18 protein-coding genes are annotated in these 20,976 nt (G+C 56.0%); 9 read left to right on the forward strand and 9 right to left on the reverse strand.

Going from position 1 to position 20,976, the window contains the following annotated elements; translation table 11 throughout:
• Positions 1 to 29 precede the first annotated feature (29 nt).
• Positions 30 to 725, forward strand: coding sequence for an esterase (gene ypfH, locus QE396_RS00615; RefSeq protein WP_020883070.1), 696 nt, complete (start codon positions 30 to 32; stop codon positions 723 to 725).
• 36 nt (positions 726 to 761) lie between these two features.
• Here the strand turns inward: ypfH and QE396_RS00620 are convergent, their stop codons facing one another.
• The 3 genes from QE396_RS00620 to QE396_RS00630 are packed head-to-tail and all read right to left on the reverse strand — an operon-like array spanning position 762 to position 2,472.
• Positions 762 to 959, reverse strand: coding sequence for a YpfN family protein (locus QE396_RS00620; protein WP_014171111.1), 198 nt, complete (start codon positions 957 to 959; stop codon positions 762 to 764).
• A 24-nt stretch (positions 960 to 983) separates the two neighbouring features.
• Entirely contained in the window at positions 984 to 2,111 is a 1,128-nt protein-coding gene (dapE, locus tag QE396_RS00625; RefSeq protein WP_014171110.1) for a succinyl-diaminopimelate desuccinylase, read from the reverse strand.
• Positions 2,112 to 2,121: 10 nt separating this feature from the next.
• Positions 2,122 to 2,472, reverse strand: a complete 351-nt coding sequence (locus QE396_RS00630) for an ArsC family reductase (RefSeq protein ID WP_020883071.1) — start codon at positions 2,470 to 2,472, stop codon at positions 2,122 to 2,124.
• Between the two features lie 387 nt (positions 2,473 to 2,859).
• Here QE396_RS00630 and ypfM point away from each other — a divergent pair, with 387 nt between their 5' ends.
• The gene (ypfM, locus tag QE396_RS00635; RefSeq protein ID WP_015572204.1) at positions 2,860 to 2,919 is read left to right on the forward strand and encodes a protein YpfM; all 60 of its coding nucleotides are present in this window, start codon (positions 2,860 to 2,862) and stop codon (positions 2,917 to 2,919) included.
• 109 nt (positions 2,920 to 3,028) lie between these two features.
• Here ypfM and acrD read toward each other — a convergent pair whose 3' ends face one another.
• Positions 3,029 to 6,142, reverse strand: coding sequence for a multidrug efflux RND transporter permease AcrD (gene acrD / locus QE396_RS00640; protein ID WP_025203489.1), 3,114 nt, complete (start codon positions 6,140 to 6,142; stop codon positions 3,029 to 3,031).
• A gap of 142 nt (positions 6,143 to 6,284) precedes the next feature.
• A complete protein-coding gene (gene narQ, locus QE396_RS00645; RefSeq protein WP_020883073.1) occupies positions 6,285 to 7,979 on the reverse strand; it encodes a nitrate/nitrite two-component system sensor histidine kinase NarQ in 1,695 nt (564 codons plus the stop codon).
• Positions 7,980 to 8,131: 152 nt separating this feature from the next.
• On the opposite strand from narQ, the gene aegA reads away from it, so the two are divergent.
• The 3 genes from aegA (at position 8,132) to QE396_RS00660 (ending at position 11,918) form a co-directional block, all read left to right on the forward strand.
• Positions 8,132 to 10,108 carry a formate-dependent uric acid utilization protein AegA gene (gene aegA / locus QE396_RS00650; protein ID WP_047366199.1) on the forward strand — a complete coding sequence of 659 codons (1,977 nt, stop codon included), beginning with the start codon at positions 8,132 to 8,134 and terminating at the stop codon, positions 10,106 to 10,108.
• Between the two features lie 67 nt (positions 10,109 to 10,175).
• Positions 10,176 to 10,766 (forward strand): GDP-mannose pyrophosphatase NudK, encoded by a 591-nt coding sequence (gene nudK, locus QE396_RS00655; RefSeq protein WP_020883075.1) that lies wholly within the window; start codon positions 10,176 to 10,178, stop codon positions 10,764 to 10,766.
• Between the two features lie 108 nt (positions 10,767 to 10,874).
• On the forward strand, positions 10,875 to 11,918 hold the full coding sequence (locus tag QE396_RS00660) for a DUF1176 domain-containing protein (protein ID WP_020883076.1): 1,044 nt from the start codon (positions 10,875 to 10,877) through the stop codon (positions 11,916 to 11,918).
• On the opposite strand, the gene tkt is transcribed toward QE396_RS00660, so the two are convergent.
• Together tkt and tal are read right to left on the reverse strand one after the other, a co-directional pair.
• Positions 11,915 to 13,903: a transketolase gene (gene tkt / locus QE396_RS00665; protein WP_047366198.1), complete on the reverse strand. Its 1,989-nt coding sequence runs from the start codon at positions 13,901 to 13,903 to the stop codon at positions 11,915 to 11,917. The two genes, QE396_RS00660 and tkt, sit on opposite strands and share 4 nt — an antisense overlap.
• Positions 13,904 to 13,922: 19 nt before the next feature.
• Entirely contained in the window at positions 13,923 to 14,873 is a 951-nt protein-coding gene (gene tal, locus QE396_RS00670; RefSeq protein WP_014171101.1) for a transaldolase, read from the reverse strand.
• A gap of 290 nt (positions 14,874 to 15,163) precedes the next feature.
• Here tal and maeB point away from each other — a divergent pair, with 290 nt between their 5' ends.
• Complete coding sequence (maeB, locus tag QE396_RS00675; protein WP_014171100.1) at positions 15,164 to 17,443, forward strand: NADP-dependent oxaloacetate-decarboxylating malate dehydrogenase; 2,280 nt, start codon at positions 15,164 to 15,166, stop codon at positions 17,441 to 17,443.
• Positions 17,444 to 17,461: 18 nt separating this feature from the next.
• Here the strand turns inward: maeB and hemF are convergent, their stop codons facing one another.
• Entirely contained in the window at positions 17,462 to 18,361 is a 900-nt protein-coding gene (hemF, locus tag QE396_RS00680) for an oxygen-dependent coproporphyrinogen oxidase (RefSeq protein WP_020883078.1), read from the reverse strand.
• On the reverse strand, positions 18,361 to 19,236 hold the full coding sequence (amiA, locus tag QE396_RS00685) for an N-acetylmuramoyl-L-alanine amidase AmiA (RefSeq protein ID WP_014171098.1): 876 nt from the start codon (positions 19,234 to 19,236) through the stop codon (positions 18,361 to 18,363). The genes hemF and amiA overlap by 1 nt, the downstream gene beginning before the upstream one ends.
• Positions 19,237 to 19,448: 212 nt before the next feature.
• Between amiA and QE396_RS00690 the strand changes: the two genes are divergently transcribed.
• The 3 genes from QE396_RS00690 to QE396_RS00700 all read left to right on the forward strand — a co-directional run bounded on the left by QE396_RS00690 (position 19,449) and on the right by QE396_RS00700 (position 20,949).
• On the forward strand, positions 19,449 to 19,874 hold the full coding sequence (locus QE396_RS00690; RefSeq protein ID WP_020883079.1) for a GNAT family acetyltransferase: 426 nt from the start codon (positions 19,449 to 19,451) through the stop codon (positions 19,872 to 19,874).
• A complete protein-coding gene (locus tag QE396_RS00695) occupies positions 19,861 to 20,310 on the forward strand; it encodes a DUF2919 domain-containing protein (RefSeq protein WP_020883080.1) in 450 nt (149 codons plus the stop codon). The genes QE396_RS00690 and QE396_RS00695 overlap by 14 nt, the downstream gene beginning before the upstream one ends.
• A gap of 63 nt (positions 20,311 to 20,373) precedes the next feature.
• Positions 20,374 to 20,949: an RpoE-regulated lipoprotein gene (locus QE396_RS00700; RefSeq protein WP_020883081.1), complete on the forward strand. Its 576-nt coding sequence runs from the start codon at positions 20,374 to 20,376 to the stop codon at positions 20,947 to 20,949.
• Positions 20,950 to 20,976 lie beyond the last annotated feature (27 nt).

Below are 20,976 nucleotides of genomic sequence, written 5' to 3' on the forward strand. Positions count from 1 at the left end.
AATCCAGGCCATCAAATAAGGAGACCGCCATGAAACACGATCATTTTGTTGTTCAAAGCCCTGATAAACCGGCTAAACAGTTACTGCTTCTGTTTCATGGTGTTGGCGATAACGCCGTCAATATGGGCCAGATTGGCAGCTGGTTTGCCCCGATATTTCCGCAGGCGCTGATTGTCAGCATTGGCGGGGTGGAGCCGTGTGGTCCGAACGGACGGCAGTGGTTCTCCGTTCAGGGCGTTACGGAAGAGAACCGTCAGGCACGTATTGACGCCGTCATGCCTGTCTTTATCGACACCGTGCGTTACTGGCAGCAACAGAGCGGCGTTGGTGCCGATGCGACCGCGCTGATTGGCTTTTCGCAGGGGTCTATCATGTCCCTGGAGAGCGTAAAAGCGCAGCCAGGCCTGGTGTCGCGTGTGATTGCTTTTAACGGTCGCTTTGCGACGTTACCGCAACGCGCGACGACGCAGACCACGATCCATCTAATCCACGGTGGTGAAGACCGCGTGATTGAACTTTCGCATGCAGTTGCCGCGCAGGAAGCACTGATCCGCGAAGGCGGGGATGTGACGCTGGATATTGTAGACGATCTGGGGCACGCGATTGATGACCGCAGCATGCAGTTTGCGCTCGATCATCTGCGTTATACCGTACCGAAGCACTACTTTGATGAAGCGCTCAGCGGCGGCAAGCCAAATGACGATGATATCGTCGAGTTTATGTGATGTAGCCCCCTCTCCCACAGGAGAGGGGACAGAGAATCACTTCTTCTGGTCTTTCTTCGGCCAGTCGTCATCATCGTCCCACTTATCGTTAAAATCACGATGCGGTGGAAGATCCGGTTTGTTGGCGAGAAACTTTTTGTGATCAACGCGCTTAAGATCTTTAATGACGTTAAGTAACACGCCGACCAGAAACACTAACACCAGAATCCACCAGTACTTTGAAAGCCAGTCCATTCGCTATTCCTCTCAGAGCGTTCGTCAGGCGACGAGTTGCTCCATAATTCGTTGATACATACGGGCCAGCAGCTGCAAATCAGCAGCATTCACACATTCATTTATTTTATGAATGGTTGCGTTCACCGGCCCCAGTTCGACAACCTGGGCCCCCATCCGGGCAATAAAGCGTCCGTCTGAGGTGCCACCTGTCGTCAGCAGTTGTGGCTTAATTTCATTATAGTGCTCGATGGCGTTCACTACCGCATCCACCAGTTTGCCGCGCTGGGTCAGGAACGGCTGGCCGGAAAGCCACCAGTCCACGGTGTAACGCAGATTGTATTTTTCCAGCAGCGCGATAACGCGCGCTTTGATCATCTCATCGGTCAGTTCAGTGCTGAAGCGGAAGTTAAACTGGACAAAGAAATCACCCGGGATCACGTTGTTGCTGCCGGTACCGGCCTTCAGGTTTGCAATCTGCATGCTGGTCGGCGGGAAGAACTCATTGCCTTTATCCCACTCGATGGTCACCAGTTCGTTCAGCATCGGTGCCGCGCGATGGACCGGGTTATCGGCCAGGTGTGGATAGGCAACGTGCCCCTGAACGCCATGAAGGGTCAAATTGCAGGTCAGCGAACCACGGCGACCATTTTTGACGACGTCTCCCACCACTTCCGTACTGGACGGCTCGCCGACCAGGCAGTAGTCGAGACGCTCATTGCGGGCCATCAGCGCCTCAACGACCTTCACGGTGCCGTTGTGGGCGCTGGCTTCTTCGTCAGAGGTGATCAGAAACGCGAGGCGGTTTCTGTGGTTCGGATGTTGGGCAACGAAGCGCTCTGCCGCCACGACCATCGCCGCCAGCGAGCCTTTCATGTCTGCCGCACCGCGCCCGAACAACATGCCATCGCGGATGGTCGGTTCAAACGGCGGGTTGATCCAGCGATCCGCATCACCTGCGGGAACGACGTCGGTATGTCCGGCAAAGGCCAGCGTTTCGCCCTGACCGCGCCACGCCCAGAAGTTCTGGGTGTCGCCAACGTCCATGCGTTCAACGGTGAAACCGATGGCACGCAGGCGCTCAATCATTAATGCCTGACAACCTGCGTCGTCCGGGCTAAGGGAGGGACGGCGAATAAGCTGCTGAGTCAGCTCAATGACCGGGCATGACATAAACTACACCTCAACGAAAAAAGTCGGAATAAAGGGTTTCACTGAAACCCAGCAGCATAGGCTGCCCGGGCGCGCAGAGCAATGGGCGTTTGATGATTGCCGGCATTTCGAGCATCAGTTTGGCGGCACTGTCGGCGTCGTTGATGCCAGCCCGGACGGCTTCATCCAGTTTACGCCAGGTGGTACCACGGGTATTCAGCAGCGCCTCCCAACCCAGTTCCTTGATAGCGGTATGCAGAAATTCTGCATCAAGCCCGTCAACGCGATAGTCATGGAAACAGTACTCCACGTTGTTCGCTTCCAGCCAGCGGCGTGCTTTTTTGATGGTGTCGCAATTTTTAATGCCGTACATCACAACCATGGTGAATCCTTTTGTTCTTATGATGATTAAATGTTCAGTAATTTCGAAGATATATCCTTAAGTGGAATATAACACATTCAGGAATTGTCTTGATTTACACTTCTTCTTAATTCAACTCACAACTGTACGCTGAATATTCTTTCATCATTTAAGCATAGATGTCCATAAGACCGAAAATGCTAATGAACTCAGGCGGTAATTTAAATCTCACCTGCCTGTATGGTTATTTCAAAATATTGCTGAGCGTCACACAAAATTTAAGGCCCTGCGTTCATATTTATCATAAATCCCTGACAGTAGCGGGGTACAATCACAGCGATAGGTTAGACGGTCTTCACAATGATGATACGTTTTCGTAGAATGCGCATAATAATAAGAGAGGTAGTTATGATTGAACGTGAACTGGGGAACTGGAAAGATTTTATCGAAGGCATGCTTCGTAAATGACATTCAGTAAGAATTGCAAGAGCACTTAAATAAGTAAAATAACCATAGTGTGAATTAATCACACACCCTAAAAGGCGGCCCTGAGAGCCGCCTTTTTTATTACGTACTGTTATTCAGGACGTTCCTTCAGCGGGAAGCGGCGACGCACCAGCACAAAGAACAGGGGCACAAAATAAATGGCCAGGACGGTTGCCGAAATCATGCCCCCCATCACCCCTGTACCTACCGCATGCTGGCTGCTGGAGCCCGCACCGGTGCTGGTTGCCATCGGTAATACCCCAAAGACAAATGCCAGCGACGTCATCAGGATCGGACGCAAGCGCTGACGGCAGGCGTGCAGTGTGGCCGCCATCAGCTCGTGGCCTTTGGCATTCATCTCGTTGGCAAACTCAACAATCAGGATCGCGTTTTTCGCCGACAGGCCGATCACGGTGAGCAGCCCTACCTGGAAGTAAACATCATTCTCCAGACCGCGCATCCAGGTCGCCAGCAGCGCACCGATGACGCCAAGCGGCACCACCAGCATGACCGAGAACGGAACGGACCAGCTTTCATACAGCGCGGCAAGACAGAGGAAGACCACCAGCAGGGAAAGCGCGTAAAGCGCAGGCGCCTGTGCCCCGGAGAGCCGCTCCTGATAAGACATCGCCGTCCACTCCAGCCCAAATCCGGCAGGCAGCTGTTGCACCAGTTTCTCCATGGTGTCCATGGCGGTACCGGTACTGATGCCCGGCGCGGCTTCACCGACGATTTCTACCGCCGAATAGCCGTTATAGCGTTCCAGACGCGGCGAACCACTCTCCCAGTGCGACGAGGCGAACGCCGAGAACGGCACCATCCCGCCTGCGTTATTACGAACAAACCAGCGGTTAATATCATTCGGCAACATACGGAACGGCGCGGCGGACTGGACATACACTTTTTTCACACGCCCACGATCCATAAAGTCATTCACATAGCTTGAGCCCCAGGCCGTCTGCAGGGTGTCGTTAATGTCGTCGATGGAAACACCCAGAGCCTGCGCCTTACGCTGATCAATATCCACCTGCAGCTGCGGGCTGTCATCCAGGCCGTTATGACGAACGCGGGTCAGGTCAGCGTCTTTGCCCGCCAGCGCTAACAGCTTATCGCGCGCCGCCATCAGCGCCGTGTGGCCTGCACCGGCGTGATCCTGCAGCTCCATGTCAAACCCGGCAGAACTGCCCAGCCCGCTAATGGCCGGTGGGCTGCTGGCAAAGACGCGCGCTTCGTTGATCTTCGTAAAAGCGTGGGTTGCACGTTCAATGATGGCCGACGCGGTCCCCGTTTTTGTGTCGCGCTCGTCCCAGTCCTTCAGGCGTACAAACATACGGGCGACGTTCTGCCCGTTACCGCCCGGGCCAGAGCCCACGGTGGAGAAGACCGACACCACATTATCTTTCTCCTGGGTAAAGAAGTACTGTTCGACTTTTTCGACCACTTTCAGCGTCTGCTGCTGCGTCGCGCCGCTCGGAAGTTGCACGGAGGTGGTGAACATTCCCCGGTCCTCCATTGGCAGGAACGAGGTAGGCAGATGCAGGAATAGCCAGACCATTCCACCCAGCAGCACTACGTAAATCAGCATCCAGCGCAGGCTGCGGTGCAACACTTTACCGACAGCGGATTCATAACGCGCGGCATTGCGGTTAAACATGCGGTTAAACCAGCCGAAGAACCCTTTCTGACCATGCTGCTCGCCTTTGTGCAAAGGCTTAAGAAGGGTAGAGCAGAGCGCAGGGGTCAGGATCAGCGCCACCAGTACCGAAAGCACCATTGCCGAGACGATGGTTATCGAGAACTGGCGGTAAATGGCGCCGGTTGTGCCGCCAAAGAAGGCCATCGGGATAAAGACCGCCGAAAGCACCATGGCGATGCCGACTAACGCGCCCTGTATTTGCCCCATCGATTTACGCGTGGCCTGGCGCGGGGAAAGGCCTTCCTCGCTCATGATGCGCTCGACGTTTTCAACCACCACGATGGCGTCATCCACCAGAAGGCCAATTGCCAGCACCATTGCAAACATCGTCAGCGTGTTGATGCTGTAGCCAAACGCGTAAAGCACCGCGAAGGTGCCCAGCAGGACCACGGGGACGGCTATGGTCGGGATCAGCGTCGCCCGGAAGTTTTGCAGGAACAGGTACATGACCAGGAAGACCAGCGCGATGGCTTCCAGCAGGGTCTTCACCACATCCTCAATCGACGCTTTAACGAAGGAGGTGGTTTCGTAGGCGACTTTGTATTCAAGGCCGTGAGGGAAATAGTTCGACAGCTCGTCCAGGCGGTCTAACACCAGTTTCGCCGTCGCCATTTCATTTGCGCCGGAGGCCAGTTTAATCCCCAGGCCGGAGGCGGGATTACCGTTAAAGCGGCTCAGGTAGTCGTACTTTTCCGCGCCCATTTCCACCGTGGCGACATCGCCCAGCCGCACTTCTGAACCGTCCTGATTCACGCGCAGGGTGATGTTGCGGAACTGGTCCGGAGTCTGAAGCAACGATTGCGAGTTAATGGTGGCATTCAGGGCTTGTTTTTCGACGGAAGGCGTTCCTCCCAGCTGCCCTACGGCAATCTGGGCGTTCTGCGATTTGATGGCGTCCGTCACGTCAGTCGCCGTCATCTGGAAGCTGTTCAGCTTGTCAGGATCGAGCCAGATGCGCATTGAATATTGTGACCCGTAGGCGTCGATATCCCCTACACCGTTAATACGGCTGAGCGGGTCCTGAATGTTACTGGCAACGTAGTCCGCAATATCCTGCTTATCCATGGAACCATCGGTGGAGACAAACGCGATGGTCAAAATATTGGTATCCCCCGTTTTACGTACGGTAACGCCCTGATTTTGCACTGCCTGCGGCAGTTTTCGCATGGCTGACTGCAGCTGGTTTTGTACCTGCTGCACCGCTTCATCCGGGTCAGTCCCGGCCGTAAAGCTCAGGGTCACCGTCGCCTGGCCCGTGGCACTGCTTTGTGAGGACATGTACATCAGGTTATCCAGACCCGTCATGTTCTGCTCGATAACCTGCGTCACGGTATTTTCCAGCGTCTGTGCCGAGGCGCCGGGATAGTTTGCTGTGACACGCACGTTAGGGGGTGCCAGATCGGGGTATTGCTCAACGGGAAGTGAAGTAATGGCCAGGACACCTGTCAGACACAACAGAATGGCAAGTACCCAGGCAAAAATGGGGCGATCGATGAAAAAATTCGCCATGAAAAATTGACCTCGTTTTGCTGCACGTCATTATTGTTTATTGCCCGTACCACTTTAGCGGCAAGACGAAGACCAAACGTGGAGAAATAAAGGAGATAATGTAAATTATCATGCGCGTTTCTCTGCGCTGCCCCCTTTACGGTTATTTACCTGTTAACGCCAGCGACGAAGGGAATGTCACGCTCACCTGCGTTCCCCCATTTTGTGGCTGCGAAAAGTGCAGGGTACCGCCGAGCCGTTCCGCGCGTTCACGCATTATATTCAGCCCGTAATGTCCCGGCGGCTCGCTGGCTTCGCCAATCCCGATGCCATTGTCGCGAATGCTCACGCTGTGCGTGCCGTCCACGGCGGTGATACAGCTTACGGTGATCTCGCTGGCCTGCGCGTGCTTGATTGCGTTCAACACCGCTTCACGCACGATCTGCAGCAGATGCACCTGCTTTTGTGCGTCAAGGGCCAGCGAGGAGAGGCGACAGTCAAGATGCAGCTTTGCCTGCGTCTGGCTCTGCAGGCCGTCGAGTGACTCCTGAAGGGCTGCCGGCAGGTTAGCGTGGTTGAGCGTCAGGCGGAAGGTGGTGAGCAGCTCGCGAAGCTGATGCCAGGCATTGTTAAGCTCGCGGGAGAAGTCGGTGATGATGGTTTGCGCCGGGGCATTCTCTTGCGGTACGGCACGCTTAAGCAGCGCAAGCTGGATCCGCAGATACGACAACACCTGCGCGAGGGAATCATGCAGTTCGCGGGCAATCGTCGCGCGCTCCTCCATCAGCAGCAACTGCTGGTAATGCTTTTGCGCCTGGTTGAAGTAAAGCCCGCGCCCGAGCATTGTCGCCACGCTTCTCATCAGCGGAAGCGGGACGCTGTCCGTCTCGCTCTGCCAGCGCAGCTCGCCGTAGAGCGTGTCCTGCATCAGCACCGGCAGGTTTTGCAGCGGCATGTCGGCTGCCTCACTCCCTTCACACAGACGCCAGTCGTCGCTGGTCCGTAACTCCAGATAATTCATCCGGGTGTATTCATGGACGATTTGCAATATATGCCGGAAACAGTGACTGTCTATCTGTCCGGTGTTGAGCGCCTGCGAACATTTGAACAGCATTTCGAGCTGCTGATGCGCCTCGTTCAGGTGCCGGGTCTTTTCCGCAACCGAATCTTCAAGCGAGCGATAGAGGGTGTGTAACTCCGCCGACATATGGTTAAAGGCGCGGGACAGCTGACCGAGTTCATTCGGCAAAGCGGTATCCGGTGCCGGGGTATCAAATTGTCCCCGTTCAACGCGTTCGCTTGCGGCGACCAGATTGTTGAGCGGCAAGACCACCTGGCGACGGATGCGTCGCAGGGTAAACACCGTCAGCAGCAGGATCCCCAGCGCGCCAGCCAGAGAGAGCAGGGTCACCGTCTGAATTTTATGTTCGGTATAGTGCTGAAGGGCGAGCACAAAGGCATCAATACGGCCAACAAAATCTTCGATATGGGTTTGATACCACGCGAGATCGCCGCGGGCGATGTGCGTATCCATCTCCTGCCAGGCCAGATGCAGCTGCTGGTAGCGCTGTTTGACATCGTCCGGCACGTACCAGCGGTTCAGCTTTTGGAGTGCAGGTGCGCTCAGGGTGTGTTGCCAGTGTTGGCGATGCTGTGTCAGGGAAGGGCTATTGCGCTGCATCTCATAGCCCAGCCGGTAACTCTGCATACGCAGTGAACCCGCAATATTGATGGCTTCGGCGTCACGCTGGCTGCTGGCAAGCGTCAGCAGCGCGACGGTGCTGGTCAGAACGGATAACACAATCATCGAAAAGAAAGCCCAGGCCAGGCTTGCGGAAACAGGGCGTTTAACGGTCACAGAACGGCTTCCTGAATAAAATTGATCTGCCACAGGTTCACTGGAAATAGTTTGGCATTCCGGGTAATTGAACATTGCCTGACGACGCTGTGATGAGTAAATACCATATTCATACAAAGAATAAGGTTATTGAACCAAAAACAGGTGTCGTTATGAATCGTTTTATTATGGCTAACAGCCAGCAATGTATTGGGTGCCACGCCTGCGAAGTTGCCTGCGTAATGGCGCATAATGATGAGCAACATGTCCTGAGCAAGCGCCATTTCCATCCCCGTATTACGGTCCTTAACTCTGGCGCGCAGAACAGCCCCGTCACCTGTCACCACTGTGAAAATGCCCCGTGTGCACTCAGTTGCCCGAACGGCGCCATCAGCAAACGCGATGACAGCGTACAGGTGAATCAACAAAAATGCATCGGTTGTAAAGCCTGCGTGGTTGCCTGTCCCTTCGGCACGATGGAGATTATCGTTACGCCACTCGACAACGGCAGTGCAAAAGCCTCGGCGTATAAATGCGATCTCTGCCTGACCCGCCCGCAGGGCCCGGCCTGTATCGAAAATTGCCCGGCAGATGTGCTGACGCTGGCGACGCCAGACGTGCTGGATAACCTGGCAAAATCGCGCCGTCAGCGCACCGCCAGGCTGGAGGCGCAGCCCTGGCACAGTGAGGCAGTCAGCGAGGGGACGGCACCCACCAAACTGCAGCAAATGCACAACACACCACCACGCGGCGAGCCCGACAAACTGGCTGCCGAAGAGCGGGTTGGCCATTTCAATGAAATATACCTGCCGTTTCGGACCGAACAGGCCAGACGCGAGGCATCGCGCTGCCTGAAATGCGGGGAGCACAGCATATGTGAATGGACCTGCCCGCTGCACAACCACATTCCGCAGTGGATTGAACGGATTAACGCCGGTGACATCCTCGGCGCGGTCGAACTTTCTCATCAGACCAACTGTTTACCTGAAATTACCGGCCGGGTCTGCCCGCAGGACAGGTTATGTGAAGGTGCCTGCACCGCGCGCGATGCGTCAGGGTCGGTGACCATTGGCAACCTCGAGCGCTACATCTCTGACCAGGCGCTGGCGTTGGGCTGGCGACCGGATATGTCTGGCGTTTCTTCGGTGGGAAAACGCGTCGCGATTATCGGCGCGGGGCCTGCCGGGCTGGCATGCGCGGATGTGCTGGTGCGCAGCGGGGTGAGCGTGACGGTCTATGACAGGCATCCCGAAATCGGCGGCTTGCTGACATTCGGCATTCCGGCCTTTAAGCTGGATAAATCCCTGCTCGCACGACGCAGAGAGATTTTTACTGCGATGGGGGTTCACTTCGAGCTGAACTGCGACGTGGGCAGCGATGTGTCGTTGTCTCAGTTGCAAACAGATTACGACGCCCTGTTTATTGGCGTGGGAACCTATCGTTCGATGAAAGCGGGCATCCCCCATGAAGATGCGCCGGGTGTCTACGATGCGTTGCCGTTCCTGGTGGGGAACACGCGCCACGTCATGGGGCTGGACGCGACGGCCAACGAACCGTTTATCGACACCCGTGGGCTCAACGTGGTGGTGCTGGGCGGGGGGGATACCGCAATGGACTGCGTGCGCACCGCGTTACGTCACGGCGCGGCAAAAGTCACCTGCGCCTATCGCCGGGATGAAGCCAATATGCCGGGCTCGAAAAAAGAGGTGAAGAATGCGAAAGAAGAGGGAGCCGCATTTGAATTTAACGTCCAGCCCGTTGAATTGACCCTTGCTGCTGACGGCAAGGTTAACGGCATCCGGATGCTGCGCACCCGGATGGGAGAGCCGGATGCGCAGGGGCGTCGTCGACCCGTCCCGGTGGAGGGCAGCGAGTTTGTCATGCCGGCCGATGCGGTGATTATGGCTTTTGGCTTTAACCCACATGCCATGCCCTGGCTGGAGAGTCAGGGCGTCAACACCGATGACTGGGGGCGAATCATTGCCTCGGTGGAAAGCCGCTATCGTTACCAGACGTCTAACCCGCAAATTTTCGCCGGCGGTGATGCGGTGCGCGGCGCTGATCTGGTGGTGACGGCGATGGCGGAAGGGCGTCATGCGGCGCGGGGGATCCTCGACTGGCTTGAGGTCAGTGTGCCGAAAATGCACTAAACCAGGCGGGCGACAAAGCGGGTTTCACGGCGTACTATAGGAAGACTCATTGTGTCGTGGAGCCCGTATGACCCTGAAAATTGACGTTATCAAAGACAAAATCCTTTCTGAAAACTACTTTGTCCTGCGTAACATCACTTACGATTTAACCCGTAATAACGGTGAAGTGATCCGCCATAAACGCGAGGTCTATGACCGCGGCAATGGCGCCACCATTTTGCTCTATAACCGTGAAAAGCAGAGTGTGGTGCTGATCCGTCAGTTCAGGGTAGCAACATGGGTCAATGGCAACCCTGACGGCAGGTTGATTGAAACCTGTGCGGGCCTGCTTGATGACGACGAGCCGGAAGTGTGCATCCGCAAAGAGGCCGTCGAAGAGACTGGCTTTGAAGTGGGAGAGGTCAAAAAGGTCTTCGAGCTGTTTATGTCTCCTGGCGGCGTGACGGAAATCGTCCACTTCTTCATCGCGGAATACAGCGATGCGCAGCGTACTCACCGCGGCGGTGGCGTGGAAGATGAAGATATTGAAGTGCTGGAGTTGCCGTTTTCCCGGGCGCTGGAGATGATGCATGCCGGGGAAATCAGGGATGGTAAAGCTGTGATATTACTACAGTATCTTCAAACGACCGGGCTGATGAACGCCTCTTTCGAACGGTGATAGAATGTATTTCGGATAAATCTATCCGATAAATCCGATTGAGCAACCCGGGCGGGAACACGAAGATACAGCCCAGTTAAGCGTTTTCGTTCCGGGATTGTGCCATTCATGCGCTATTGCGTCTCTCTTCTCTGCCTGTTTTGCGTGCTCACCTCCTCGCAGGTGTGGGCTGCGCCTGCCCAGCAATTATTTTCTGACTGGCAGGTGACCTGCAATAACCAGAATTTTTGCCTCGCACGCAATACCGGTGAACACCGGGGGCTGGTCATGACGCTCAGCCGCAGTGCCGGCGCGAAAACCGACGCTACGCTGCGTATCGATCTCGGCGGCCTTGCTGACCCTGCCGTGAAAGAAGCGGATATTGCGCCGCGGTTGTTGCTGGATAAGGTTCCTCTCAAGCTGGATCGGCAGCACTGGCAGTTAACCCCGTGGCATCTGAAAAGTGATGATGCCGCCACCATCACGGCGTTTCTGAAAAATATCCAGGAAGGAAAAGCCCTGACCTTGCGCGGCGGTGACCAGGTTATCTCTCTGAACGGCCTGAAAGCCGCGCTGTTGTTTATTGACGCGCAGCAGAAACGTGTCGGGAGTGAAACGGCCTGGATTAAAAAAGGTGACGATCCGCCGTTAAGCGTGCCGCCTGCACCCGCCTTAAAAAAGGTGGCGGTAGTCAATCCGACGCCGACGCCGCTCTCCCACGCCGAATTGAACGACCTGCTGGATTATGGCACCTGGCGGATGAACAACAGCCAGTGCTCGCTCGATCCTAACCGCCGTGAAGTGCGCGTTACCGCGTTAACCGATGAAAAAGCATTGCTGATTATTAGCTGTGAGGCAGGGGCGTATAACACGGTCGATCTGGCCTGGCTGGTATCGCGCAAAAAGCCGTTTTCTTCCCGCAGTGTAAGGCTGCGTCTGCCTTTCACCCCTGCAGACGATAGCAGTGAAATCGAATTGATGAATGCCCGCTTTGATGAGAAAACGCGCGAGCTGACTACGCTCGCGCTGGGGCGCGGTATTGGCGATTGTGGGGTCCAGACGCGCTGGCGTTTTGACGGCCAGCGTTTCCGCCTGGTGCGTTATGCAGAAGAGCCCAGCTGCGATAACTGGAATGGGCCAGATGCCTGGCCCACGTTGTGGATCACGCGCTAAATTACGCTCAGCGCCTTCTCAACCACATTCTCAACGGTAAAGCCAAAATACGGGAACAGCTTGTCGGCAGGCGCCGACTCGCCGTACCCACGCATCCCGACGATAGCACCTTTCAGCCCGACATATTTGTACCAGTAGTCGGCGATACCCGCCTCGACGGCCACACGGGCTGCGACGTTAGAGGGCAGGACCGATTCACGGTAGGCCTCATCCTGAGCATCAAAAATGTCGGTGGACGGCAGGGATACCACGCGTACCGCATGACCTTCGGCGGTCAGTTTTTCCGCGGCCTTCACGGTAATTTCCACCTCAGAACCGGTAGCAATCAGGATGACATCCGGTTTGCCGCCGCTGTCTTTCAGGATGTACCCGCCGCGGGCGATATTTTTTACCTGCTCCGGCGTGCGTTCAATCTGGGCCAGGTTTTGCCGCGACAGAATTAATGCCGTTGGCCCCGTGTGGCGCTCAACCGCCAGCTTCCAGCCAACCGCCGCTTCGACCTGATCGCACGGACGCCAGGTGCTGAAGTTTGGCGTCAAACGCAGGCTCGCCAGCTGCTCAACGGCCTGGTGCGTGGGACCGTCTTCACCCAGACCAATCGAATCGTGGGTGTAGACCATGATCTGCCGCGCTTTCATTAATGCCGCCATACGCGCCGCGTTACGGGCATACTCAACGAACATCAGGAAGGTAGCAGTGTAGGGCACAAACCCGCCGTGATGGGCGATGCCATTGGCAATGGCGGTCATCCCGAACTCACGCACCCCGTAGTGGATATAGTTCCCGGCAATATCCTCTTTCAGCGATTTTGAGCCAGACCAGATGGTCAGGTTACTTGGAGCCAGATCCGCGGAGCCGCCCAGCAGTTCGGGCAGGAGGGGGCCGATGGCGTTCAGCGTGTTTTGCGAGGCCTTACGGGTGGCAATTTTCGCCGGGTTAGACTGCAGATTTTCAATCAGCGCCTGGGTTTTCACTTCCCAGTCCTCCGGCAGGCCACCGCTCATGCGGCGTGAGAATTCAGCGGCCAGTTCCGGGTGGGCTTTTTGATAGGCGGCAAATTTTTCATTCCACGCGTGCTGTGCTTTTTCACCCTCTTCGCGGGCGTCCCACTCTCGGTAGATCTCTTTCGGGATCTCAAACGGTGGGTATTTCCAGCCCAGTTTCTGCCGGGTCAGCGCCACTTCTTCTTCACCCAGCGCCGCGCCGTGGGCTTCCTCTTTACCCGCTTTGTTCGGTGAGCCGAAACCGATGGTGGTGCGACAGATGATCAGGGACGGTTTGTCCTTCACGCTTTGCGCTTCCTGAATCGCTTTTTTCACCGCTTCTGGGTCGTGGCCGTCAATTTCATGCACTACGTGCCAGTGGTAGGCCTCAAACCGTTTTGCCGTGTCGTCGGTAAACCAGCCTTTGGTCTCCCCGTCGATGGAGATACCGTTGTGATCGTAAAATCCGATCAGCTTGCCCAGCCCCAGCGTGCCCGCCAGCGAACAGACTTCGTGAGAAATCCCTTCCATTAGACAGCCGTCGCCCATAAACACATAAGTGTAGTGATCGACAATCTCGTGGTCTGGCTGGTTAAACTGCGCCGCCAGCGTGCGTTCGGCAATCGCCAGCCCGACCGCGTTGGCTAACCCCTGGCCGAGCGGCCCGGTGGTGGTCTCCACACCCGGCGTATAGCCTATCTCCGGGTGGCCCGGCGTTTTTGAGTGCAGCTGGCGGAAGTTTTTTAACTCGGATAGCGGCAGGTCGTAGCCGGAAAGGTGCAGCAGGCTGTAGAGCAGCATGGAGGCGTGGCCGTTAGAGAGAATAAAACGGTCACGATCGTACCAGCTGGGGTCGTTCGGGTTGTGCTTCAGGAAATCATTCCACAGCACTTCGGCAATGTCAGCCATGCCCATGGGGGCGCCAGGGTGGCCGGAATTGGCCTTCTGCACGGCATCCATACTGAGGGCGCGAATGGCATTGGCTAGCTCTTTACGGGACATAATTCACTCCGTGGCAAGGTTAAAGTTTGGCGGCAAGAAGATCTTCAAGTTTGCGCTGGTCGACGGCGAACAGGCGGATGCCTTCCGCCAGTTTTTCGACGGCCATTGCGTCCTGATTGTGCTCCCAGCGGAATTCCGCTTCGGTCATGGCTTTAGGTTTGGGGAGAACGGTTGATGTGGGCACCAGTTTGCGGATAACCGTCTCCTCTTTGTCCTGCAGCTCTTTAAGCAGGTTAGGGGAGATGGTCAGGCGGTCACAGCCTGCCAGGGCGAGGATCTGCTCGGTACGGCGGAAGCTGGCGCCCATCACGATGGTTTCGTAGCGGTGCTGTTTGTAATAGTCGTAGATATTACGCACCGATTTCACGCCCGGGTCCTCATCCACCACGTACGGATCCATCGGCTGTTTAGCCTGATACCAGTCATAGATTCGCCCGACGAACGGAGACACCAGGAAGACGCCGGCTTCGGCACAGGCGCGCGCCTGCGCAAAGGAGAACAGCAACGTCAGGTTGCAATGGATCCCCTCTTTTTCCAGAACTTCCGCCGCGCGGATCCCTTCCCAGGTTGAGGCCAGCTTAATCAGAATGCGCGATTTATCGATGCCCTGCTCCTGGTAGAGCTCAACCAGGCGGCGGGCTTTCGTGATGCTCTTCTCCTGGTCGAAGGAGAGGCGGGCGTCCACTTCGGTAGAGACGCGTCCCGGGATGCTTTTCAGAATTTCCGCACCGAAATTAACGGCCAGCTTGTCGCTCGCTTCGGCGACCTGCTGCTCCTGTGTTTTACCGCGCTGTTTACCGTAGTCGATAGCGTCATCAATCAGATGACTAAAATGAGCAAGACCGGCCGCTTTGAGCAGCAGCGAAGGGTTAGTGGTCGCATCTTCGGGCTGATAGTGGCGAATCGACTCGATATCACCGCTGTCGGCGACCACGGTAGTGAATTGTTTGATGCCGTCTAGTTGGTTCATAAATAATTACTCCTTGGAAATAAAAGAGTTACTCGAGTGCGTTAGTTCACACTTCTGCGAAAATCATGATGGACTTAACAAAAAAGCATAGCAGACGGGGGAGGCATTGCTTTCTGAGACGGGTAACATGGTTGTTATAAATTGATAACAATTTTTATTCTGCAATGGTGAGAGTTTGGCAGCCTTCAAAGTTTATGTGGCTGCCTGCGGCGATACTAGGCGGCACACCAGGGTGTGCTTCAGGATCGCAAACGTCACCCTTTTGACCGATACGTGAAAGGAAAAATAAGATGGATGATCAGTTAAAACAGAGTGCTCTCGATTTCCACGAGTTCCCTGTCCCAGGTAAAATTCAGGTCTCCCCGACAAAACCGCTGGCGACTCAGCGCGATCTGGCGCTGGCCTACTCGCCGGGCGTCGCGGCGCCGTGCCTCGAAATCGAAAAAGATCCGCTGGCAGCCTATAAATACACCGCGCGTGGCAACCTGGTCGCCGTGATCTCTAACGGGACGGCGGTGCTGGGATTAGGCAATATTGGTGCGCTGGCCGGTAAGCCCGTGATGGAAGGCAAGGGCGTTCTGTTCAAGAAATTTGCCGGTATTGACGTGTTCGATATCGAAGTGGATGAGCTCGATCCTGATAAATTCATCAACGTGGTTGCCGCGCTGGAACCGACCTTCGGTGGGATCAACCTCGAAGACATCAAAGCGCCGGAATGTTTCTATATCGAGCAGAAACTGCGCGAGCGTATGAACATTCCCGTGTTCCATGATGACCAGCACGGTACTGCGATTATCAGCACCGCGGCCATTCTGAACGGTCTGCGTGTGGTCGAGAAAAATCTCTCTGACGTCCGTATGGTGGTCTCCGGCGCAGGCGCGGCGGCAATCGCCTGTATGAACCTGCTGGTGGCGCTGGGCATGCAGAAGCACAACATTGTGGTCTGCGACTCCAAAGGCGTTATTTACAAGGACCGTGAGCCGAACATGGCGGAAACCAAAGCGGCCTACGCGGTAGAAGACGACGGTAAACGCACGCTGGAGGACGTGATTGACGGCGCGGATATCTTTCTTGGCTGTTCAGGCCCGAAAGTGCTGACCCAGGAGATGGTGAAGAAAATGGCGCGTGCGCCAATGATTCTGGCGCTGGCAAACCCGGAACCGGAAATTCTGCCGCCGCTGGCAAAAGCCGTGCGTGAAGATGCCATTATCTGTACCGGTCGTTCCGATTACCCGAACCAGGTGAACAACGTTCTCTGCTTCCCGTTCATCTTCCGCGGGGCGCTGGACGTGGGCGCGACGGCGATCAACGAAGAGATGAAGCTTGCGGCCGTTCATGCCATTGCGGAACTGGCGCACGCCGAGCAGAGCGAAGTGGTCGCCTCGGCATATGGTGATCAGGATCTGAGCTTTGGCCCGGACTACATCATTCCAAAACCATTCGACCCGCGTCTGATTGTCAAAATCGCCCCGGCGGTTGCTAAGGCGGCAATGGACTCCGGCGTGGCGACGCGCCCCATCAAAGATTTCGATGCTTACGTCGATAAGCTCACCGAGTTTGTCTACAAAACCAACCTGTTTATGAAGCCCATTTTCTCCCAGGCGCGTGCCGACGCGAAACGCGTGGTGCTGGCGGAAGGGGAAGAGGCGCGCGTTCTGCATGCCACGCAGGAGCTGATCACCTTAGGTCTGGCGAAGCCAATCCTGATCGGTCGTCCGAGCGTTATCGAGATGCGTATTCAGAAGCTGGGGCTGCAGATCAAAGCGGGTGTGGATTTTGAGATCGTTAATAACGAATCCGATCCGCGCTTTAAAGAGTACTGGAACGAATACTACGCGATCATGAAACGTCGCGGGATCACCCAGGAGCAGGCCCAAAAGGCCGTGATCAGCAACACCACGGTGATCGGGGCGATCATGGTCCACCGCGGTGAAGCGGATGCGTTGATCTGCGGCACGATCGGTGATTACCACGAGCACTTCAGCGTGGTGCAGGAGATCTTCGGCTATCGCGAAGGGGTCCACACCGCCGGGGCGATGAACGCGCTGCTGCTGCCAAGCGGCAACACCTTTATTGCCGACACCTACGTTAACGACGATCCGAGCCCGGAAGAGCTGGCGGAGATCACCGTGATGGCGGCAGAAACCGTGCGTCGCTTTGGTATTGAACCGAAGGTAGCGCTGCTGTCGCACTCCAACTTCGGTTCGTCGAAATCAGCGGCGGCGTGCAAAATGCGCCAGACGCTGGAGCTGGTTCGCCAGCGTGCGCCGGAACTGATGATTGACGGCGAGATGCACGGTGATGCTGCGCTGGTGGAGAGCATTCGTAACGAACGCATGCCGGACAGCCCGCTGAAAGGTTCTGCAAACGTGCTGATTATGCCGAACGTGGAAGCGGCCCGCATCAGTTACAACCTGCTGCGTGTCTCCAGCTCTGAAGGGGTCACCGTAGGACCGGTGCTGATGGGCGTGGCGAAGCCAGTGCACGTGTTGACGCCGATTGCTTCGGTGCGTCGTATCGTGAATATGGTGGCACTGGCGGTGGTTGAAGCGCAGACGCAGCCGCTGTAAGCGCTGCGCCTGCCGGTATTACACCCAGTCCCGAATCGTAATAAAGTCTTTCAGGGCAGCCTCCGGGCTGCCTTCTTTTGGCTCGTAGCTGTACTCCCAGCGAACCAGCGGCGGCATCGACATCAAAATGGACTCCGTGCGCCCGCCGGTCTGCAGGCCAAACAGCGTGCCGCGATCCCATACCAGGTTGAACTCTACATAGCGCCCGCGGCGGTAAAGCTGGAACTCGCGCTCGCGCACGCCGTAGTCGGTATCTTTACGCCGCGCCACGATCGGCAGATAGGCCCCGGTATACCCTTCACCTACCGCCCGCATAAAGCTGAACGCGGTATCAAAATCTGGCGTGTTGAGATCGTCAAAGAACAGCCCGCCAATGCCGCGCTGCTCATCGCGGTGCTTCAGATAAAAATAGTCATCGCACCATTTTTTAAATTTCGGGTAGATGTCGTCCCCAAACGGCTGACAGAGATCGCGTGCGGTGGTGTGCCAGTGCACGGCATCTTCTTCAAACCCGTAGTAGGGCGTTAAGTCAAAACCGCCGCCAAACCACCAGACCGGATCGGCCCCGGGTTTTTCAGCAATGAAAAAGCGCACGTTGGCATGGCTGGTCGGCACATATGGATTGTGCGGATGAACCACCAGCGATACGCCCATTGCTTCGAAGCTGCGGCCTGCCAGTTCTGGTCGATGGGCCGTGGCGGAAACGGGCATCGCGTCTCCGTGGACGTGGGAAAAATTGACGCCAGCCTGCTCAAAGATGCCGCCGTTACGCAGCACGCGGCTGCGTCCGCCGCCACCGGCTTCGCGCTGCCAGCTATCTTCCTGAAATTCACCGCCATCTGCGGCGGCCAGTTTCTGGCAAATCTCATCCTGCAGCTGCAGCAGGAATGTTTTTACCAGCTGTGCATTGGGTTTCATCAACGTTTCCTGGAGTGCGCTTTCTGGTTATCGAACCAGTTGAAGTAACTGATTATGCCTGAGGCGATGGCGTTGGCGATCTTCTGGCGAAACGCGGTGGTGCCGAGCAGGCGCTCTTCCTCCGGGTTGGTGATGAACGACGTCTCCACCAGTACGGACGGAATTGATGGCGACTTAAGCACCACGAACGCCGCCTGTTCGGTGCTCCTGCTGTGCAGGCGATGCACCGGTTTAATCTTCTTCAGAATATGCGAGCCGAGCGTCAGGCTGTTTTTAATGGTGTCCGTCTGAACGAGGTCAAACAGCACCTGCTGTAACAGATGATCTTTGTCGGTGGCTTTTTTCCCCGCAACCTCATCCGCCCGGTTTTCACGATCGGAGAGATATTTCGCCATGGCGCTACTCGCCCCACGGTTGGAGAGGGCGAACACCGAAGCCCCCGCCGCCGACGGGTTGGTAAAACCGTCCGCGTGAATCGACATAAACAGATCGGCACCGTGCTGGTGGGCGATCTCTACGCGGTCGTACAGCGGAATAAACGTGTCGCCAGAACGCGTCAGGCGGGCGTCAATGCCATTGCTGCGTAAAATTGCGCGCACATTTTTTGCAATCGCTAACACGACATGCTTTTCTTTCGCACCGTTTTTACCAATAGCGCCGGTGTCAATTCCGCCGTGACCGGGGTCCAGCATGACCAGACGCTTCGCGCCCGGCTTTTTCGATTTCGGTTTACTGTGTCCGTTACTGGTTTTGAGCGTGCTCTCTTCTTTTGCCTGAGCCTGCTGTGCGATGCCCGTTAACGTTAAGGCCGCCAGCCCCGCTTTGAGAACCTGACGACGCGATGTGAGTGCTTTTAATGGTTTGAATGTGCTCATGCGGCCTGAATTGTAAAAATTGGGGTCCTGGTGTTATATCGTATCGTGATTAGCGTTACGACAGTCCTTATTGAGAATTGTTTTACTTTTCATTTCAATACGTGACAAAGTGACATTATGCCAAATTTTGGCGAGTTTTTCCCCGGTTATTGGCTAAACGCGATGTTCACGCCATAATCACTGTTTTTAAACCCGAAAAGGCGGTTAATACCATGGAGATACGCGTTTTTCGCCAGGAAGATTTCGAAGAGGTGATCACCCTTTGGGAGCGCTGCGATCTGCTGCGTCCGTGGAACGATCCGGAAATGGATATTGAACGTAAGCTGAATCACGACGTCAGTCTGTTTCTGGTGGCAGAAGTCAACGGCGAGGTGGTGGGAACAGTGATGGGCGGGTACGACGGCCATCGCGGCTCGGCCTATTATCTGGGCGTGCACCCGGAATTTCGTGCGCGCGGCATCGCCAATGCGCTGCTCAATCGGCTGGAAAAGAAACTCATTGCCCGCGGCTGCCCGAAGATTCAGATCATGGTGCGGGAAGATAACGACGTGGTGCTGGGCATGTATGAACGTCTGGGTTATGAACACGCGGACGTACTGAGCTTAGGTAAGCGCCTGATAGAAGATGAAGAGTACTGAGATCCATCCGGCAGATTATGATGCGCAAGGGCGTGTCAGGCTGCCCTTTTTGTTCTGGTGCGTTCTGCTGCTGCAGGCCCGTACCTGGGTGCTGTTTGTGATGGCCGCCGCCTCGCGCGGGCAGGGCGATACGCTTCTGACGCTCTTTTATCCCGATCACGATGCCTTCTGGCTCGGCTTGCTGCCGGGCGTGCCGGCAGTGATGGCGTTTTTATGCAGCGGGCGACGGCATACGATCCCGCGCCTGTGGGGTGCGCTTCGCTGGCTGCTGATCCTCGCTCAGCTTGCGCTGCTCGTCTGGCAACCGGTGCTCTGGTGGAACGGTGAACCGCTTACGGGTATCGGTATTGCGCTGGTCGTGGCGGATATCGTGGCGCTGCTGTGGCTGCTGACGAATCCCCGCCTTCGCGCCTGTTTTACGCATCAGGAAGATTAACCTGGCACTTTTTGCCGATACCGCACTCCAACAAGCGTTGATTTAACTCGTAAGGACGTTTCAATGAAATCGCTGCGTTTACTTTTATGCGCTCTCCCGCTGGCGTTAACCGGCTGTTCAACGCTCTCATCAATTAACTGGTCTGCGGCCTATCCGTGGAACTGGTTTGGCTCTTCAACGGAAGTGACCGAGCAGGGCGTGGGTAAAATTACCGCCGCGACGGCGCTGGATCAGGACGCCCTTCAGGATGCACTGGGTGGCGGTTATCGCCTGCGCAGCGGCATGAAAACAGAAAACGGCAATATCGTGCGTTATTTCGAGGCGCTGAAGGGTGACACGCTGGCGCTGGTGATTAACGGTGATAAAGGCACGGTAAACCGCATTGCTGTGATGGACGACGACATCCCAACCGAAAGCGGTGTGAAAGTGGGAACCCCGTTTAGCGAACTCTATAAACAGGCCTTCGGCAACTGCACCAGCGCCCCGTCTGACGACGGCGTGGCGGTGGAATGTAAAGCGCAGGGCAGCCAGCACATCAGCTATCTCTTCACCGGTACCTGGAGTGGCCCGGAAGGTTTAATGCCGTCTGACGACACGCTGAAAAGCTGGAAAGTGAGCAAAATTATCTGGAAGCAGTAATTTGCGCCTGGACAAACCGTCTCGCTG

The sequence above is a fragment of the Enterobacter sp. SORGH_AS_0287 genome, assembly GCF_031453695.1.
Classification (GTDB): domain Bacteria; phylum Pseudomonadota; class Gammaproteobacteria; order Enterobacterales; family Enterobacteriaceae; genus Enterobacter; species Enterobacter ludwigii.

What these genes read in the sequence shown, in the direction of transcription:
- ypfH (WP_020883070.1), top strand. Translation starts at nt 30, where the DNA reads ATGAAACACGATCATTTTGTTGTTCAAAGCCCTGATAAACCGGCTAAA.
- QE396_RS00690 (WP_020883079.1), top strand. Translation starts at nt 19,449, where the DNA reads ATGGAGATACGCGTTTTTCGCCAGGAAGATTTCGAAGAGGTGATCACC.
- QE396_RS00660 (WP_020883076.1), top strand. Translation starts at nt 10,875, where the DNA reads ATGCGCTATTGCGTCTCTCTTCTCTGCCTGTTTTGCGTGCTCACCTCC.
- nudK (WP_020883075.1), top strand. Translation starts at nt 10,176, where the DNA reads ATGACCCTGAAAATTGACGTTATCAAAGACAAAATCCTTTCTGAAAAC.
- tkt (WP_047366198.1), bottom strand. Translation starts at nt 13,903, where the DNA reads ATGTCCCGTAAAGAGCTAGCCAATGCCATTCGCGCCCTCAGTATGGAT.
- aegA (WP_047366199.1), top strand. Translation starts at nt 8,132, where the DNA reads ATGAATCGTTTTATTATGGCTAACAGCCAGCAATGTATTGGGTGCCAC.
- hemF (WP_020883078.1), bottom strand. Translation starts at nt 18,361, where the DNA reads ATGAAACCCAATGCACAGCTGGTAAAAACATTCCTGCTGCAGCTGCAG.
- amiA (WP_014171098.1), bottom strand. Translation starts at nt 19,236, where the DNA reads ATGAGCACATTCAAACCATTAAAAGCACTCACATCGCGTCGTCAGGTT.
- QE396_RS00695 (WP_020883080.1), top strand. Translation starts at nt 19,861, where the DNA reads ATGAAGAGTACTGAGATCCATCCGGCAGATTATGATGCGCAAGGGCGT.
- acrD (WP_025203489.1), bottom strand. Translation starts at nt 6,142, where the DNA reads ATGGCGAATTTTTTCATCGATCGCCCCATTTTTGCCTGGGTACTTGCC.
- QE396_RS00700 (WP_020883081.1), top strand. Translation starts at nt 20,374, where the DNA reads ATGAAATCGCTGCGTTTACTTTTATGCGCTCTCCCGCTGGCGTTAACC.
- QE396_RS00630 (WP_020883071.1), bottom strand. Translation starts at nt 2,472, where the DNA reads ATGGTTGTGATGTACGGCATTAAAAATTGCGACACCATCAAAAAAGCA.
- maeB (WP_014171100.1), top strand. Translation starts at nt 15,164, where the DNA reads ATGGATGATCAGTTAAAACAGAGTGCTCTCGATTTCCACGAGTTCCCT.
- dapE (WP_014171110.1), bottom strand. Translation starts at nt 2,111, where the DNA reads ATGTCATGCCCGGTCATTGAGCTGACTCAGCAGCTTATTCGCCGTCCC.
- tal (WP_014171101.1), bottom strand. Translation starts at nt 14,873, where the DNA reads ATGAACCAACTAGACGGCATCAAACAATTCACTACCGTGGTCGCCGAC.
- QE396_RS00620 (WP_014171111.1), bottom strand. Translation starts at nt 959, where the DNA reads ATGGACTGGCTTTCAAAGTACTGGTGGATTCTGGTGTTAGTGTTTCTG.